Origin of the sequence: Pseudarthrobacter sp. R1, from assembly GCF_024494415.1 — a bacterium.
GTDB lineage: Bacteria > Actinomycetota > Actinomycetes > Actinomycetales > Micrococcaceae > Arthrobacter.
Genome location: NZ_JAMKFI010000007.1, coordinates 179,061 through 193,020, shown reverse-complemented (window position 1 = coordinate 193,020; position 13,960 = coordinate 179,061). Strand labels below are relative to the sequence as shown.

General features: G+C 66.7%; 16 protein-coding genes and 1 riboswitch. Of the genes, 1 reads left to right on the top strand and 15 read right to left on the bottom strand.

What is annotated here, in order from left to right:
- Window positions 1-29: 29 nt before the first annotated feature.
- The 3 genes from M8J71_RS08760 to hisI form a co-directional block, all read right to left on the bottom strand.
- On the bottom strand, window positions 30-674 hold the full coding sequence (locus M8J71_RS08760) for a Trp biosynthesis-associated membrane protein (protein WP_256247529.1): 645 nt from the start codon (window positions 672-674) through the stop codon (window positions 30-32).
- Window positions 674-2,236, bottom strand: coding sequence for an anthranilate synthase component I (locus M8J71_RS08755; protein ID WP_256247528.1), 1,563 nt, complete (start codon window positions 2,234-2,236; stop codon window positions 674-676). Before M8J71_RS08755 ends, M8J71_RS08760 begins: the two co-directional genes overlap by 1 nt.
- Window positions 2,237-2,348: 112 nt before the next feature.
- On the bottom strand, window positions 2,349-2,798 hold the full coding sequence (gene hisI / locus M8J71_RS08750; RefSeq protein WP_256247527.1) for a phosphoribosyl-AMP cyclohydrolase: 450 nt from the start codon (window positions 2,796-2,798) through the stop codon (window positions 2,349-2,351).
- 112 nt (window positions 2,799-2,910) lie between these two features.
- Here hisI and M8J71_RS08745 point away from each other — a divergent pair, with 112 nt between their 5' ends.
- Complete coding sequence (locus M8J71_RS08745) at window positions 2,911-3,555, top strand: TIGR03085 family metal-binding protein (protein ID WP_256247526.1); 645 nt, start codon at window positions 2,911-2,913, stop codon at window positions 3,553-3,555.
- 83 nt (window positions 3,556-3,638) lie between these two features.
- On the opposite strand, the gene hisF is transcribed toward M8J71_RS08745, so the two are convergent.
- The 12 genes from hisF to def all read right to left on the bottom strand — a co-directional run bounded on the left by hisF (window position 3,639) and on the right by def (window position 13,907).
- The gene (gene hisF / locus M8J71_RS08740; RefSeq protein ID WP_163163211.1) at window positions 3,639-4,415 is read right to left on the bottom strand and encodes an imidazole glycerol phosphate synthase subunit HisF; all 777 of its coding nucleotides are present in this window, start codon (window positions 4,413-4,415) and stop codon (window positions 3,639-3,641) included.
- Between the two features lie 49 nt (window positions 4,416-4,464).
- Window positions 4,465-5,325, bottom strand: a complete 861-nt coding sequence (gene hisG, locus M8J71_RS08735) for an ATP phosphoribosyltransferase (protein ID WP_163163209.1) — start codon at window positions 5,323-5,325, stop codon at window positions 4,465-4,467.
- Window positions 5,326-5,414: 89 nt separating this feature from the next.
- Window positions 5,415-5,678, bottom strand: coding sequence for a phosphoribosyl-ATP diphosphatase (locus M8J71_RS08730; protein ID WP_015936881.1), 264 nt, complete (start codon window positions 5,676-5,678; stop codon window positions 5,415-5,417).
- Between the two features lie 101 nt (window positions 5,679-5,779).
- Window positions 5,780-6,268: a 6,7-dimethyl-8-ribityllumazine synthase gene (ribH, locus tag M8J71_RS08725; RefSeq protein ID WP_256247525.1), complete on the bottom strand. Its 489-nt coding sequence runs from the start codon at window positions 6,266-6,268 to the stop codon at window positions 5,780-5,782.
- A 35-nt stretch (window positions 6,269-6,303) separates the two neighbouring features.
- A complete protein-coding gene (ribA, locus tag M8J71_RS08720) occupies window positions 6,304-7,083 on the bottom strand; it encodes a GTP cyclohydrolase II (RefSeq protein WP_256247524.1) in 780 nt (259 codons plus the stop codon).
- Entirely contained in the window at window positions 7,080-7,814 is a 735-nt protein-coding gene (ribB, locus tag M8J71_RS08715; RefSeq protein ID WP_256247523.1) for a 3,4-dihydroxy-2-butanone-4-phosphate synthase, read from the bottom strand. The genes ribA and ribB overlap by 4 nt, the downstream gene beginning before the upstream one ends.
- Window positions 7,811-8,455 (bottom strand): riboflavin synthase, encoded by a 645-nt coding sequence (locus M8J71_RS08710; protein ID WP_256247522.1) that lies wholly within the window; start codon window positions 8,453-8,455, stop codon window positions 7,811-7,813. Before M8J71_RS08710 ends, ribB begins: the two co-directional genes overlap by 4 nt.
- Window positions 8,455-9,540, bottom strand: a complete 1,086-nt coding sequence (gene ribD, locus M8J71_RS08705; RefSeq protein ID WP_256247868.1) for a bifunctional diaminohydroxyphosphoribosylaminopyrimidine deaminase/5-amino-6-(5-phosphoribosylamino)uracil reductase RibD — start codon at window positions 9,538-9,540, stop codon at window positions 8,455-8,457. The genes M8J71_RS08710 and ribD overlap by 1 nt, the downstream gene beginning before the upstream one ends.
- 224 nt (window positions 9,541-9,764) lie before the next feature.
- Window positions 9,765-9,916: riboswitch (FMN riboswitch) on the bottom strand.
- A gap of 39 nt (window positions 9,917-9,955) precedes the next feature.
- The gene (gene rpe / locus M8J71_RS08700; RefSeq protein ID WP_256247521.1) at window positions 9,956-10,633 is read right to left on the bottom strand and encodes a ribulose-phosphate 3-epimerase; all 678 of its coding nucleotides are present in this window, start codon (window positions 10,631-10,633) and stop codon (window positions 9,956-9,958) included.
- A 132-nt stretch (window positions 10,634-10,765) separates the two neighbouring features.
- A complete protein-coding gene (locus tag M8J71_RS08695; RefSeq protein ID WP_256247520.1) occupies window positions 10,766-12,394 on the bottom strand; it encodes an RsmB/NOP family class I SAM-dependent RNA methyltransferase in 1,629 nt (542 codons plus the stop codon).
- Complete coding sequence (fmt, locus tag M8J71_RS08690) at window positions 12,391-13,311, bottom strand: methionyl-tRNA formyltransferase (protein WP_256247519.1); 921 nt, start codon at window positions 13,309-13,311, stop codon at window positions 12,391-12,393. Before fmt ends, M8J71_RS08695 begins: the two co-directional genes overlap by 4 nt.
- Window positions 13,308-13,907, bottom strand: a complete 600-nt coding sequence (gene def / locus M8J71_RS08685; RefSeq protein ID WP_256247518.1) for a peptide deformylase — start codon at window positions 13,905-13,907, stop codon at window positions 13,308-13,310. Before def ends, fmt begins: the two co-directional genes overlap by 4 nt.
- Between the last annotated feature and the right edge of the window lie 53 nt (window positions 13,908-13,960).

Below are 13,960 nucleotides of genomic sequence, written 5' to 3'. Positions count from 1 at the left end.
CCGCGGCGCCGGCGCAGGGCCGGGACGGCTCAGGTGGGGTCGTCGCCGCGGGAGAGCCGGTCCCAGCTGTCGATCTCATCCACCGGACCTGCCGGCGGGGCCGCGCTGCCCGCGGCGGGCGCGTCATATTTCGTCCGGGTCTTCCAATGCCGCCCGGCAGGGATGATGAGCAGGGCTGCCAGGGCCAGCAAACAACCGGCGACGACGGCGAGCACCGGGAAGGCCGTCACAGCCACGTGCGCCTGGCTGCCGGTGATCCCGGTCGCCGCTGCGATGGCTCCCTGGGCAGCAGCCAGGGGATTGGCCAGGACGGTGGCCGCTGCGGCGACGATGCCGGCAGCAGCCAGGACGATGATGGCCGTGATGATCCACCTCGCGATCCTGCCGGCGATCGCGGCGGCGAGCCCGCCCGCGAGAGCCACCAGGGCCAGCGCCGTGACGGCAGTGGCGGCCTTGCTGCCCTGGACCTCCAGCGCCGTTTGCGCGGCACCGGCCTGGCCCACCTGGTTCGGGTCAAGCGTGACCGTCATCCATGTTTGGGTGGTAGTGCCGAATACTGCCAGCGCCAGGACGGCGATGAGCAGGACCAACGTCGACTTTCGTGCCCAGGCACGGGTGCCGGAGCTCTTTTTGGCGGTGGCTGTCTGGCCTGCTGCCGGATCCGGGCCGGACATCAGGAACCGGTCCCGCCCGGCAAGGTGTCCGCCGAGATGTTCTGCAGCGAGCCGGCCGTGTGCACCGCGCGGAGCGGAGCCGCAGCCTTGTTGACCGTTTCGAGGGCTTCAGTGGTGTTCACCGAGTCAGCCACGATTCCTCCGCCGGCCTGGACGTATGCCCGGCCCTCCCGGAGCAGCGCGGAGCGGATGGCGATGGCCATGTCCATGTCGCCGGCGAAATCCAGGTAGCCCACCACTCCCCCGTAGATGCTGCGGCGGTGCGGTTCAAGCTCGTCGAGGAGCCGCAGGGCGCGGGGCTTGGGGGCTCCGGACAGGGTTCCGGCCGGGAACGTGGCTTTCAGGACGTCGTAGGCCTTCGCCTTCGGCGAGAGCTGGCCCACCACGGTGGAGACGAGGTGCATGATGTGGCTGAAGCGTTCCACCTCCATGAACTGGGTGACATCCACGGTTCCGGCCACGCACACCTTGGAAAGGTCGTTGCGGGAGAGATCCACGAGCATCAGGTGCTCTGCCCGTTCCTTCTGGTCCGCCAGGAGCTCCTCAGCGAGTGCCTTGTCCGCCTCGACGGTTTTGCCGCGCGGGCGGGATCCGGCGATGGGGTGCGTGATGACCTCTTCACCGGTGACGGTCACGAGGGCCTCGGGCGAAGACCCGACGATCGAGTACTCCCGGCCCTCGGCGTCCTCAAGGCTGAAGATGTACATGTAGGGGCTGGGGTTGGTGTTGCGCAGCACCCGGTACACGTCCAGGGCGGAGGCCTTGCACTCCATCTCGAAGCGGCGCGAAATCACCACCTGGAACACCTCGCCGTCCACGATGGCTTCCTTGCCGCGGTCCAGCGCGGCCAGGTACTCGGCTTCATTCCAGCGCTCCTGGACGCTGGAGGCGAAGTCCAGTGCCGCCGGCGCCAGGACCGAGACGGGCTGCGCCACCGGGGTGCTGACCTTGGCCAGGAGCGCCTTGACCCGCGCCACGGCGTCGTGCCAGGCCTCGTCCACGCGTTCGGAGCTGTCATCGAAGTTGATGGCGTTGGCGATCAGCAGCACCGTGCCGTCGACGTTGTCGTGCACGGCCATGTCCGTTACGAGGTTCAGCGCCATCTCCGGCAGCTGCAGGTCATCCTCGGGCGGGCTCACCAGGCGCTCCCAGTGCCGCACGGTTTCCCAGCCCAGGAAACCCACCAGGCCGGAGGTGAAAGGCGGCAGGCCATCGAACCTGTCCGTGCGGAGGGCTTCGATGGTGTCGCGGACGGCATCCACCGGGCTGCCGTTTACCGGGACGCCCGCCGGCGGCTCGCCCAGCCAGTGCGCGTTCCCGTCCTTGGTGGTCAGTGTTGCCCGTGACCTGGCGCCGATGAACGAGTAGCGGGACCACGCCCCGCCCACGGCAGCGGACTCCATCAGGAACGTTCCGGGCTGCCCCTGCGCAAGCTTCCGGTACAAACCAATGGGCGTCTCGGCGTCGGCAAGTACCTTGAGCCGTACGGGGATCACGCGGCTGTGGCCGGCCAGTTCCCGGAACTCCTCAAGGCCCGGGCTGATGATTCCAAGGTCCTGCATGGCTATGTTGTTCCGCCTGTTCTTGTAGGGCCGGCTGCGCGGCGCCTGGTGGTGTGCTTGCAGGGGTGGCCAGCCCTCCCCCGCGTTCCGCAGCAACCTGCGGTGAAGAGTGTCAGCTTGCGTGGCCTGCGGTTACGGCCAGGTCCCTGCCGTCGAAGCAGGTTCGGGTGCCGGTGTGGCACGCGGCGCCCACTTGGTCAACGCGCACCAGCAACGCATCGCCGTCGCAGTCCATGGCCACCGACTTTACCCACTGGACATGCCCTGATGTGTCTCCCTTGCGCCAGTACTCCTGGCGGGAGCGGGAGTAGAAGGTGACCCTTCCGCTGGTCATGGTCCGGTGCAGCGCCTCGTCATCCATCCAGCCCAGCATCAGCACCTCGTTGGTGTCGAATTGCTGCACGACGGCGGCCACCAGGCCTGCGCTGTCGCGCTTGAGTGCCGCGGCCAGCTCGGCCGGGAGCGGACTTGCCGGCGCGGACGACGTTCCGGCCGGTGCTGCCGGCGGCGCTGCGGGCACGGCGGAATCGGTGGTTGGGGCGGGGGCGGGCTGCTCAGACATCAGGTCAAGTCTAGTGCCTTGGCCATGCCCCAATTCCTGTGTGAACAACGGCACGCCTGCCCCGCCGGGCACGGTGCCCAACTGCGGGGCTCTCGTGCTAGTTTCACAAGTGATGCATTTCGTCGACCCGTCCCGAGAAGTCCTGGCCGAAACCCTCCTTGCGGCCGGTCCCGACGCGCCCACGCTCTGCAAAGGCTGGCGCACCAGGGACCTTGCCGCGCACCTTTACCTGCGCGAACGCAAAGCCGCCGTGGGACTTGGGCTGATCATCAAGCGCCTGGCGAAGGCATCAGACCAGGCCACGGCCAAGCTGGCTGCGAAGGTCACCACCGCGGACGCCTACGCCCGGCTGGTGAACACTTTCCGTGCCGGGCCACCGGCCCTCTCGCCCATGAACATTAAGGGACTGGACGAAAGCGCCAACCTGATTGAGTACTTTGTCCACACAGAAGACGTGCGCCGTGCCGTGGACCGGTGGGCGCCAAGGGCGCTGGACGAAGCCTATTCTGACGCGCTGTGGGACGAGCTCGTCAAGCGCGCCGCCATCCTCTACCGGGGCGTCGACCTGGGCATCGTTCTGGTGCGGCCCTCGGGACCGCGCCATGTTGCCAAGCGCGCTCCCGTTTCGGTGGCCATCGTCGGCGAGCCGGGCGAACTGCTGATGCACGCCCACGGCCGCACCCGCCACGCCCTGGTCACCTTCGAAGGCCAGCCCGACGCCGTCGCCCTCCTCCAGTCAGCCGAAGTAGGGCTTTAAAGCCCGACGCGGGGTCACCTACGGCCCAATAATCCGAGGTTTTTGGGCACGAAGTGACCTCACGTTGCTTTTAGACGGAACTGTTACCTGACTTCGAAGCCGGCTTCCCTGATTGCGGTTTTGACCTGCGACATCATGTCATCCGGTCCCCAGTGGAAGATGGATGCGGCCAGCACTGCATCGGCGCCCGCTGCGACGGCGGGCGGAAAGTGTGCCGGCTCCCCCGCGCCACCGGAAGCGATGATGGGCACCTTGACGGCGGCCCGGACCAGGCGGATGAGTTCCAGGTCGAACCCGTCCTTGGTGCCATCGGCGTCAATGGAGTTCAGCAGGATCTCCCCCACGCCGCGGTCCGCGGCTTCCTTTGCCCACGCGATGGCGTCAATCCCCGTGCCGGTGCGTCCGCCGTGGGTGGTTACTTCGAAGCCCGACGGCGTGGGCTGGGACCCGGGGCGGGTGCGGCGGGCATCAACCGAGAGGACAAGGACCTGGGAACCGAAGTGCCGGGTGATCTCGTCGATGACGTCGGGCCGCGCCACGGCTGCCGTGTTGATGGATGCCTTGTCCGCGCCGAAGCGGAGAAGCTTGTCCACTTCTGCCACGCCGCGGACCCCGCCGCCCACGCACAGCGGAATGAATACTTCCTCGGCGGTCCGGCGGACCACGTCAAAGGTGGTTTCGCGGTTGCCCGAGGATGCGGTGACGTCCAAAAAGGTCAGTTCGTCGGCACCGGCGTTGTCGTACCGGTGGGCCAGCTCCACGGGGTCGCCGGCGTCGCGGAGGCCCTCGAAGTTGACGCCCTTAACGACGCGCCCGGCGTCCACGTCGAGGCATGGAATGACGCGTACGGCTACTGCCATGGGAACTCCTGGAATTCTGGGGTGCGTTGATGCAGCGGTGCGTGCGGAATCAGATGCGGCAGGCGTGGATGCTGCTGACCAGGATGGCGCGGGCGCCAAGGTCGTACAGCTCGTCCATGATCCGGTTGGTTTCCCTCTTGGGCACCATGGAACGCACGGCAACCCAGTCCGAATCCCGCAGCGGAGAGACCGTAGGTGATTCCAGGCCAGGCGTCAGGGCGGCGGCCTGCTCAACGAGTTCCTTGCGGATGTCATAGTCCATCAGCACGTACTGGCGGGCCACCAGCACACCCTGCAGGCGGCGGATCAGGACCTCAATTTCCTTGGCCGTGCCGTTTGCGGCACCGCCTTCTTCGGTCCGCCGGATCAGGACGGCTTCGGACTTGAGGATCGGCTCGCCGAAAATCTCCATCCCGGCCGCCTTGAGGGTGTTGCCGGTTTCGACGACGTCCGCGATGGCGTCCGCAACGCCAAGCCGGACAGAAGATTCAACGGCACCGTCCAAGCGGACCACCTTGGCGTTGACACCGCGTTCGGCGAGGTAGCCGCGAAGCAGGCCGTCATAGCTCGTGGCCAGCCGCTTGCCCTCCAGCTCCTCGACTTTGGCGAAATCCCCTACCGGACCGGCGAAGCGGAAGGTGGAGGCGGCGAATCCCAGCGGCAGCAGCTCTTCGGCTTCCACCTCGGCGTCCAGCAGCAGGTCACGGCCGGTGATGCCGACGTCGAGCGTTCCCTGCCCCACGTAAACGGCGATGTCGCGCGGACGGAGGAAGAAGAATTCGATGTCGTTGTCCGGGTCCACCATGACCAGTTCGCGGGTATCGCGGCGCTGGCGGTAGCCGGCTTCGGACAGCATGGCGGAGGCGGCTTCGGACAGGGAACCCTTGTTGGGGACGGCTACTCGCAGCATGGGAAATCTTTCTGGATTCGGGAGGTCTAGGTATTCAGGCAGTGCAGGCCACGGCGGGCACCGGCGGCAAAGGCGCGCCGGACCGGTGGCTACAGATGCTTGTAGACGTCTTCCAGGGTCAGGCCTTTGGCGAGCATCAGAACCTGCAGGTGGTACAGCAGCTGGGAAATTTCCTCGGCCGCAGCTTCATCGGATTCATATTCGGCAGCCATCCATACTTCGGCTGCTTCCTCAACGACTTTCTTGCCGATGCCGTGGACACCGGAGTCCAATTCAGCGACGGTGCGGGAGCCTTCCGGGCGGGTGGCTGCCTTCTCGCTGAGTTCAGCGAACAGCGTCTCGAAATTCTTCACGCCCTCCAGCCTACTTGCTGCGGCCCGAAGGGCGCCTGTCGGGCCGTTGCATGACGGGCGCGATGTGAGTGAACACACACGCGCCCGCCTGCCCCGGTGTGCTAGTTGCCGTACTGCTTGAGCACGACGGCGGTGGCCAGCGCCGCGGTAACGGCTTCGTGGCCTTTGTCTTCCTTCGAGCCGGGGAGGCCGGCACGGTCCAGGCCCTGCTGTTCGGTGTCGCAGGTCAGGACGCCGAAGCCCACCGGAACTCCGGTGCGCACGCTCACGTCGGTGAGGCCCGACGTCGCCGCCTGACACACGTACTCGAAGTGCGGCGTACCGCCGCGGATCACAACACCGAGGGCCACGACGGCGTCGAAGTGCGGTGCCAGCCGGGCGGCAGCGACAGGCAGCTCAAAGCTGCCCGGGACGCGCAGGACAGTGGGCTCGGCGATGCCGGCGTCCTTCGCCGCGCGCAGTGCACCGTCCAGGAGCCCGTCCATGATCTGGGTGTGCCAGCTGGCCGCAACGATGGCGAGCCGGAGCTGCGAGGTTTCGGCCGGGTTGAGGGTGGAGAGGTCGATATCGGGGGCGCCGTGTCCGCTCATAGGTAAATGCTGTTCCGTTCAGTCTTGTTGGTGGGTCAGTCTTGCTCGTGGTCAAAGGAAGTATCAGGGGTTGTGACGGGCACTGCGACGCCCACGTGGGTGCCCAGAACCAGGCGGTGCTCCATGCGGTCCTTCTTGGTCTGCAGGTACCGGATGTTCTGGTCGCGGGACGGGACCTCGGTGGGGACCATTTCCACAACCTTGACGCCGGCCTTTGCCAGCCTGTTCTGCTTGTCCGGGTTGTTACTCAGGAGCCGGACTTCATGCAGTCCCATCTCGGCCAGCACCTGGGCGGCTGCCTTGTAGCACCGGGCGTCCACGGGCAGGCCCAGCTGTTCGTTGGCCTCCACGGTGTCGAAGCCGGCCTCCTGCAACGCGTAGGCCTTGATCTTGTTGGCGAGGCCGATGCCCCTGCCTTCCTGTCCGCGCAGGTAGAGCAAGGTTCCGCCATGCTCACGGATCATCTCCAGCGCATAGGCCAGCTGCTCGCCGCAGTCGCAGCGGTAGGAACCGAAGACATCTCCGGTAAGGCATTCCGAGTGCAGCCGGACCAGCGGGGCCTGGCCGTCTTTGGGCGGATTGGGGGAACTGACGGCCAGGTGTTCGGCACCGGTCTCCAGGTCTATCCATGCCTGAGCGATAAAGTCACCGAAAGCCGTGGGCAGCTGGACGACAGGTCCGCCGCTGACGGGATGGGGTACCCGGCCGTTGCCGGACTCAGCCTGGTGATGGCCGTTGGCAGGCGTGGCCCTGTGGTGGCCGTTGCCCGAATCGGACAGGTGGTGGCCGTTTCCCGAAGCTCCGGAAGCCGTCATCGTATCTCCTCTTCTCCGCCCTGGCGTCCTGCCCGGGTGTTGCTGTCAGCCGACGTGCCCGCTGCCTCAAGGTACGCCACCAGGTCCTGGATTGAGATCAGGGGGCATCCGTGTTCCGCGGCAAAGGCACGGAGCCCATCCAGCCGCATCATCTCGCCATCGTCGTAAACAACTTCGGCGATGACCGCCGCAGCTTCCAGGCCGGCCAGGCGGCACAGGTCGACAGCGGCCTCAGTGTGGCCAGGACGTTCCCGCACACCACCGTCAACCGCACGCAGCGGAAAAATATGCCCGGGGCGTGTCACGGACGACGGTTCGGACTGCGGATCCGCGAGGACCCTGGCCGTGAGGGCCCGGTCCGTCGCGGAAATTCCGGTGCTGACGCCGATGGCGGCGTCGCAGGACACCGTGTAGGCGGTGCCTTTGGCGTCCTCATTGACCGCCACCATGGGAGGCAGCGCCAAGGCGTCCGCGCGGTCGCCTGACAGCGGTACACAGATGACGCCGGAGCTGTACCGGATGGTCCATCCCATCAGCGCCGGAGTGGCGTGCTGGGCGGCGAAAATGATGTCGCCCTCGTTCTCCCGGTCCTCGTTGTCCACCGCCAGCACTGGCCGGCCGGCGGCGATGGCCCGCACCGCTTCCTCGATGGTGTTCAACCCGGAGACTCTGTCCGTCCGGGTGCCGGCGGCGGGGGCAACTTCGGGTTCGAACCGTACTGCTGCGTTCATCGTGCTCCTCCTTCAACAGCGGCGGGCGCTGGGGTGCTGAACGCAAGGAGGCGTTCGGTGTACTTGGCCAGGACGTCCACTTCCAGGTTCACCCGGCGGCCGGTGTTCTTGGCGCCGAGCCCGGTTTCGGCAAGGGTGGTGGGGATGAGCCCCACCTCGAACCAGGGGCTCTGCTCCGCAGCGGGGCTGACCGCCGTGACGGTGAGTGAGACGCCGTCGATGGCAATGGATCCCTTTTCCGCGATGTAGCGGGCCAGGTTCCCGGGCACCCCGAAACGAAGCCTTTCCCAGTTGCCAAGGGGCTCGCGCTCCAGCAGCACGCCGACGCCGTCCACGTGGCCCTGGACCACGTGCCCGTCCAGCCTGCCGCCGGCCGGGACGCAACGCTCAAGGTTGACGGCGTCACCGGGAGCCAACTCGCCGATGGTGCTGCGGACCAGGGTCTCCCCCATCACGTCCACGCTGAATTCCTTGCCGTCGATTTCGGTGGCGGTGAGGCAGACACCGTTGACGGCGATGGACCCGCCCAGGGCGAGGCCTTCGGTGGAGCCGGGTGCGTGCAGCCGGACAGTGGCACTGGCATCCCCGTCCCTCTCGACGGACAAAACGTGCCCTTGCTCGGCAATAATTCCGGTGAACATCAGTAGCCTCCCTGGGCTTGCTCCGCAGTGGCGCGGGACGGTTGTGGGTGAAGTGTTGTTTGTGGTTCCAGGGCAACGGCGCGTTGCGGTCGAAGGTGGAGCCGCAGGTCCCGGCCCAGCGTACGGACGGCGCCGCCGTCGGAAGGGTCCCATTCCCACTGCTGCGCGTCGGCGAGGGTGGTAATTCCCAAGCCGGTGAGGGCCGGGGTTCCGGAGCCAAGCAGCGTGGGGGCCAGGTAGACAATGAGTTCGTCAACGAGCCCGGCAGTAAGGAATGCGCTGAGGATGCGCGAGCCTCCCTCGACCATGAGGTGGCGGATTCCGGACCCGTAAAGGGAGGACAGCGCTTCCTGGGGGTCGCGGGTGGGAAGGTGCGTTACCAGGCCGTCGCTTCCGTGGATGGCGGCGTCCGCCGGGATGTCACGCAGTCCCATCACGGCCCGCAGCGGTTGTTTCCCAGCCAGGGTTCCTGCCGGGTTGCGGGCAGTGAGGCGGGGGTTGTCCACCAACACGGTCTGGGTTCCCACGAGGATTGCATCGATGCGGCCGCGGATTGCATGGTTGTCGGCCAAAGATTCCGGACTGGAAATCCACTGGCTGGTGCCGTCCTCTGCTGCAATGCGACTGTCCAGCGTCTGCGCAATGTGCAGCGTGACGAACGGACGTTTTGCCGCCACTGCCTCAAACCACCGGCGGTTCATCTCCAGTGCTTCGCCGGCAGCCAAACCGCTGCGCACGCGCACGCCCGCCTCCCTTAAGGTGGCGGCCCCGCCCGCAGCCGGGTCGTGGGGATCGTCCACGGCATAGACGACGTCAGTGATCCCGGCAGCAATGATCGCCTGGGCACAAGGGCCGGTGCGGCCGACGTGGTTGCAGGGCTCCAGGGTCACCACCATGGTGCAGCCGGACAGATCAATCCCTGCGGCAGCCGCCTGCGCTATCGCGTCTGCTTCCGCGTGGGCGGTGCCTGCCCCGCGGTGGTAACCCGTGACGAGTTCGCGGCCCTCTGAATCGACGACGACGGCCCCCACCAGGGGATTGGCGCCGCGGGGCCCCTGCAGGGCCGCGTTCAGGGCAGTGTCCATCGCAGCCGTCTCGGCGGCAGTAAAGGCTGTAACAACTCCGGCCGTCACGCGGGAGCCTCGATGGTAGTGCTGCCGGGTGTGGCGGCAGCGGAGTTTGTGGCATCTAAGAGCCATCGCAGCAGGTTCATAGTGCTTGCGTCGTTCCTTCCCTCTAGAACCGCGATGGCTCCGGGGGTATACGACAGCAGAAGGCCGCGGCGTCCCATGACGCCGCAGAAACAGCTGTACGTGCTTCTCTCATCCAGACTTTAACTGTCGGTACCGGAATTTCACCGGTTCAACCGTCCGCCGGGATTCTCCCAAAGGAAAACCACCGGCTCGCGGGTCGCGGACTGTCACCGCCGGTTCGGACTTACACCGACCCCGGAGCACGTATGTGTGTTGCTATTGTGCCATAACGGCGTACGGCTCCCTGCTATTCCGCCGCGGTGCGTAACTTTTGGGTCCCGGCCTCGCGCAGGCGGTTGATCGCCGCGGCCGGATCCACCGCACCGTACACAGCCGAACCTGCCACGAAGACGTTGGCGCCCGCCTCTGCTGCACGGGTGATGGTGTCTTCGGTGATGCCGCCGTCAACCTGGATGGCCACACCGATCCCGGAACCGTCGATGGCCTGCCTGGCTCGCCGGATTTTCGGCAGGGTTACATCCAGGAACGCCTGGCCGCCGAATCCCGGCTCCACCGTCATGATGAGCAGCATGTCCAGCTCGGGGAGCATGTCCAGGTACGGCTCAACAGGCGTACCGGGCCGAAGCGCCATTCCTGCCTTGGCGCCCCTGGCCCGCAGTTCGCGGGCGAGCTTGATGGGCGCAATGGCGGCCTCGGCGTGGAAGGTGACCGATGCCAGGCCGGCATCTGCAAAACCGGGTGCCCAGCGGTCGGCGTCGGCAATCATCAGATGCGCGTCGAGGGGCACCGGGCTTACGGCCTGGATCCGCTGCACCACCGGCAGGCCGATGGTGAGGTTGGGCACAAAGTGGTTGTCCATCACATCCACGTGCACCGCGTCCGCGTTACTGATGCGCTGCAGCTCAGCCTCAAGGTTGACGAAATCGGCGGACAGGATGCTCGGGTTAATGCAGCATTGCGTCACAGTGGGAACCTTTCACGGATCAGGTCTCTTTGCCGGTCAGGGCTTGGGGACCAAGGGCTTCCAAAAAACCAGGATTTTTTGTGGATCAGGACTCGCGGCTCAAGGCTTCTTGTGGATCAGGGCTTTCGTGGCTCAGAGCTTCTTGTGAATGAGGGCCAGGAACATGGCATCGGTGCCGTGGATGTGGGGCCACAGCTGCGCGGTCGAATCATGCCCGGCGCCGAGGTTGCCCGGCAGGCTGACGCTGTCCAAAGCCTGGCCGGCCTCCAGCAGTTCAAGGTCATCGCGTTTGCGGAGCACATCCGTGACCACGGCGGTGGTCTCGGCCGGGTGGGGCGAGCAGGTCACGTAGGCAACCACTCCACCGGGGCGGACCGCGGCCAGGGCCGATTTGAGGAGATCCCGCTGGAGCTGGCCGAGGTCTGCCAGGTCCTTGGGCGTGCGGCGCCAGCGGGACTCGGGCCGCCGCCGAAGCGCGCCCAGCCCGCTGCAGGGGACGTCTACGAGTACCCGGTCAAAAAATTCAGGCTTCTCCGTGCCCACCTCGCGGCCATCACCCGTACGGACCTGCCATGTTTCCCGCGGTACAGCGGAAAGCGCCTGGGTCACGAGCCTGGCGCGGTGCGGTGCAGGTTCATTCGCCAGCAGGGTTGCGCCCCTCTGGCTGGCCAGCGCACCGAGCAATGCTGCCTTGCCGCCCGGCCCGGCGCACAGGTCCAGCCAGGCCTCACCAGGGCTTTCGCCATCTGAGCCGCTGTTCCGGCCCAGGTCCACGGCTGCCATGGCGCGCGCCACCAGCTGCGAGCCGACGTCCTGCACCCTGGTGCTGCCCTCCCGCACGGAGGCAAGCCGCCCCAGGTCTCCGCCGCTGGACAGCGCCGAGCCTTCCACCAGTTCGCCGGGCGTGGCTCCGTTTTCCAGGGCCTCGTCGAGGCTGCCGATGCCGGGCAGGGCCACCAGGTTGACCACCGGCGCGGCGTTGTCCGCTTCCAGCAGGTCGTTGATTTCTGAGGCAGAGCGCCCGTGCGCCACGAGTGACTGGCGCATGGCGCGGACGATCCACTCCGGATGGGCGTAACGGAGGGAGGCGACCTTGGTTTCGTCGGTTTCCCCGGCGACCAACTGCTCCAGCCACTCCTCGAGCGTGTGCGCAGTAACCTTCCGGAGGACGGCATTGATGAGCGCCGATGGTCCGGCACCGATGACTGCACGGGCCAGGCCAACGGTTTGGTCCAGGGCGGCGTGCGCCGGGACGCGCATGGCCAGCAGTTGGTGCGCTCCGATCCGAAGGGCGTCGAGGATGGCGGGATCCAGTTGGTCCAGCGGCCGGTCCACGCACCGGGCAAGGACGGCGTCATAGGTTCCCTGGCTGCGGAGCGCCCCGTAACTGAGTTCGGTGGCGAAGCCCGCGTCCCGTTTGTCCAGCCCGTGGTGCCGGATCCGGGCGGGCAGCACCAGGTTGGCGTACGCGTCCTCGGCGGCTACCGCGCGAAGGACTTCGAAGGCAACCAGTCGGGCGGGATCTGCCCTGCGGGTGCGCTGGGAAGGGGCGTTGTCGGTGAAACTGCGCTTAGGGCTGCGGTTCCGTTCCCGTCCCTTGGCGTTTCGGTTGCTCGAATCACGGGGCCCGCCTTGGCCGCGGCCACCGCGCTGGCCGCCGCTCCCGCTGCCCGCGGCGCTTCCGCCTCCGGCTGAGCTTCCTCCTCCGTTTCCGCCCCCGGCTCTGCCGCGACCGCCTTGGTTGCCGCCGGACCCGCTCATTCGAACACCACGCTTTCAAGGGAAGCCATACCGCGTGCCCAATCGGCAGCGGCCATCATCTTTTTGCCGGCCGGCTGGATCCGGGTCAGCTCGACAGCATGGGAGCCGGTTCCCACCAGCACGCTTTTGCCCTGCAGCGAGACGGACCCGGGCGCGAGGCCGGAAACGTCCGGCCGGAGCCGTACGGGAGCCAGCTTGATGCGCTGGCCGTCCATCACCGTCCAGGCTCCGGGCTCGGGAGTGACACCCCGCGCCTGCCGCCCAAGTGCCAGGGCAGGGTGTTCCCAGTCGAGGCGGCCGTCATCGAGGGTCAGCTTGGGGGCGAGGGAAACCTCGCCGGACTGCGGCACTGCTGCTGCCTTGCCGGCGTCAATGGCAGAGAGGGTCTGGGCCAGGAGCACTGCCCCGCTGTGGGACAGCCGCTCCAGCAACTCCCCCGCGGTATCGTTTGGCCCCACCGTTTCCGTGAGGGTGCCAAAAACGGGCCCGGTGTCCAGGCCCTCCTCCAGTTGGAACGTCACTGCCCCGGTCACGTCATCACCGGCCATCACTGCGCGCTGCACCGGCGCGGCGCCACGCCAGGCGGGAAGGAGCGAAAAGTGCAGGTTGATCCAGCCATGCGGCGGGATACCGAGCGCGGCGGCGGGAACCAATCCGCCGTAAGCGACAATCGCGGCCACATCAGGGCTAACGGCAGAAATCCTGGCGGTGGTTTCCGCATCAATCCGGGCCGCGTGGATGACCTCAATGCCAAGCTCCGCTGCACGGGCAGCAACGGGAGAGGGCGTCAGCACGCGTTTGCGGCCTATCGGCGCGTCCGGTCTGGTCAGGACTGCAACAACATCGAAACCTGCTTCGACGAGCGCACTAAGGGACGGTACAGCGACGGCGGGGGTCCCCGCGAAAAGGACCCTCACCCGTTGGTACCAGCCGCGCCGGCACCGAAGCTGGACGCGGAGGCAGCGCCGCCGAAACTTGAGCCCACCGTTTTGGCGCGCTTCGCCGTCGTCCGTTCGGTGACGGAGTCGTAGTTGGCGTTGCGGATGGAGCGCAGGGCAGCTTTCCGGTCCTCGCCCTCCAACCGGTCCGTGTAGAGGATCCCGTCCAGGTGGTCATTCTCATGCTGGAAGCAGCGCGCCAGCATCCCCTCGCCCTCGACTGTGACGGGGTTTCCGTGCATGTCCACTCCGGTGACACGGGTGGAGCGGAAACGGCGCACAGGGAAACCAAGACCGGGGATGGACAGGCAGCCTTCCACCTGGTCAGGCTGGAAATCCTCGCTGTTGTCCAGCACGGGGTTGATGATGTGCCCTTCCACGCCGTCGATCCGATAGGTGAACACGCGCTGGCTCACCCCCACCTGGGGCGCGGCCAGGCCGGCACCATCAACGTCTTCCATGGTTTCGGTCATATCCGCCACCAGCTTGGCCAGCTCAGGCCCGAATTCCGTCACAGGATCGGCAACTGTGCGGAGCACAGGATCGCCGATGATGCGGATATTCAGAATAGCCATGCGCTGTTTTTCCTTACAGTTGGCGGTAACGGGAACCTATCCAGTTTAGGCGC

Excerpts from the sequence above, each read along its gene's own strand:
- M8J71_RS08760 (WP_256247529.1), bottom strand. The coding sequence starts at position 674 with ATGTCCGGCCCGGATCCGGCAGCAGGCCAGACAGCCACCGCCAAAAAG.
- M8J71_RS08755 (WP_256247528.1), bottom strand. The coding sequence starts at position 2,236 with ATGCAGGACCTTGGAATCATCAGCCCGGGCCTTGAGGAGTTCCGGGAA.
- hisI (WP_256247527.1), bottom strand. The coding sequence starts at position 2,798 with ATGTCTGAGCAGCCCGCCCCCGCCCCAACCACCGATTCCGCCGTGCCC.
- M8J71_RS08745 (WP_256247526.1), top strand. The coding sequence starts at position 2,911 with ATGCATTTCGTCGACCCGTCCCGAGAAGTCCTGGCCGAAACCCTCCTT.
- hisF (WP_163163211.1), bottom strand. The coding sequence starts at position 4,415 with ATGGCAGTAGCCGTACGCGTCATTCCATGCCTCGACGTGGACGCCGGG.
- hisG (WP_163163209.1), bottom strand. The coding sequence starts at position 5,325 with ATGCTGCGAGTAGCCGTCCCCAACAAGGGTTCCCTGTCCGAAGCCGCC.
- ribH (WP_256247525.1), bottom strand. The coding sequence starts at position 6,268 with ATGAGCGGACACGGCGCCCCCGATATCGACCTCTCCACCCTCAACCCG.
- ribA (WP_256247524.1), bottom strand. The coding sequence starts at position 7,083 with ATGACGGCTTCCGGAGCTTCGGGAAACGGCCACCACCTGTCCGATTCG.
- ribB (WP_256247523.1), bottom strand. The coding sequence starts at position 7,814 with ATGAACGCAGCAGTACGGTTCGAACCCGAAGTTGCCCCCGCCGCCGGC.
- M8J71_RS08710 (WP_256247522.1), bottom strand. The coding sequence starts at position 8,455 with ATGTTCACCGGAATTATTGCCGAGCAAGGGCACGTTTTGTCCGTCGAG.
- ribD (WP_256247868.1), bottom strand. The coding sequence starts at position 9,540 with ATGGACACTGCCCTGAACGCGGCCCTGCAGGGGCCCCGCGGCGCCAAT.
- M8J71_RS08695 (WP_256247520.1), bottom strand. The coding sequence starts at position 12,394 with ATGAGCGGGTCCGGCGGCAACCAAGGCGGTCGCGGCAGAGCCGGGGGC.
- def (WP_256247518.1), bottom strand. The coding sequence starts at position 13,907 with ATGGCTATTCTGAATATCCGCATCATCGGCGATCCTGTGCTCCGCACA.